This window comes from Pseudoduganella sp. RAF53_2, assembly GCF_052113985.1.
Lineage (GTDB): Bacteria > Pseudomonadota > Gammaproteobacteria > Burkholderiales > Burkholderiaceae_D > Rugamonas.
This window is the reverse complement of the sequence record NZ_JBFRDW010001054.1, coordinates 1-1,130: the sequence shown is the minus strand read 5'-3', so window position 1 is coordinate 1,130 and position 1,130 is coordinate 1. Positions and strand designations below refer to the sequence as shown.

General features: G+C 56.2%; 2 protein-coding genes and 1 pseudogene. All 3 read right to left on the bottom strand.

What is annotated here, in order from left to right; translation table 11 throughout:
- Positions 1 to 203: 203 nt before the first annotated feature.
- Positions 204 to 479, bottom strand: coding sequence for a DNA methyltransferase (locus tag AB4Z11_RS32265; protein ID WP_442030339.1), 276 nt, complete (start codon positions 477 to 479; stop codon positions 204 to 206).
- 118 nt (positions 480 to 597) lie between these two features.
- Positions 598 to 918: pseudogene (locus tag AB4Z11_RS32260) on the bottom strand (integrase core domain-containing protein); the annotation flags it as partial.
- 54 nt (positions 919 to 972) lie between these two features.
- On the bottom strand, positions 973 to 1,130 hold a 158-nt coding region (locus AB4Z11_RS32255), incomplete at its 5' end, for an integrase core domain-containing protein (RefSeq protein WP_442030341.1).

Genomic DNA, 1,130 nt, shown 5'->3' with positions numbered 1-1,130 from the left:
GGATCACTGAGCGGCAATTGGAAAAGGCCAAGGAGATTTACCTCAAGTCCTATACTGGGACGGATAACCCAATCATTCTTGCTGCCATCATTCACGCGATGGCCCTCAATTTCCAAACGCATATGCTTATGGATTGAGAGGTTCATGCGGCCGCTTGGAATACGTCTGGATGCACGGGATTCAGGAAGTTATGGATGCGATCCTCACACCCGAAGTATTCGGCCATATCCTCGAAGCCGATGTAAGTGCAGCCTTCGCGTAGCGCGGCCACCGAACAGCCAGATCGAGCCGTTCGGCTTCAGCACGCGTGCTACTTCCCGTAGCCAGCCGTCAACCGCCTTATCCCATTCCAGGCTGGTGTCGCCGTACGGCGGGTCAGCAATGCATAGGTCGGCACAGCCTGCAGGCAAGGCACGCAGTAACTCGCGGCAGTCGCCAAAGTAGAGTGTTGCTCCGCCAATGATTACCGGATTCGTCATATCACTCACCAAACGGCCGCGCCGGCGCGCGCAAGACTGTATGTGCGTGCCGGGATCAATCCTCGTCGTCTTCGGAGTGCGTGATCTTGCCCCTCCATTCCCGGAAACAGCCTGATGCTTAGTTAGCGTCAGTTTCCAGCGCCTGACGCCGCCGCTCTTTCCTAAACATGCATGGCGATTTGTAGCCCAATGCCGAATGTGGATGTACTTCGATGATGTGCCTGAAGGCGTCGGGCAGTTGGGCCAGCACGGCGGCGCCGCTGCTGCRATCCATGCAGGCGACGTAATCGCGTTTAAACGTATTCACGAAGCTCTCTGCCATGCCATTCGACTGCGGGCTGTTCACGGGCGTATGCACAGGCTTGATGCCCAGTTCATGGGCCAAAGTGTGCGTCTCGATGGCACGAAAAGCGCCGCCATTGTCACTCAAGAATTCGACAGTAATTGATCCGCTTGGATTACATGGACATTTCGGGCCCGAGAATTTGGTCGGTCAATGGCCTTCGAGCCCTCCAGAAACCGTTCTCCGAGCGTATTCCGTTGGCGTCTGGTCTTTGAGAGTCATGTGAGGCCGGATCTCATTGTAGTCCACGCGCCAAGCCTCCACGATGGCCTGAACCTCGGTCAAGGAGGTGAACCAGTGGACGTTCA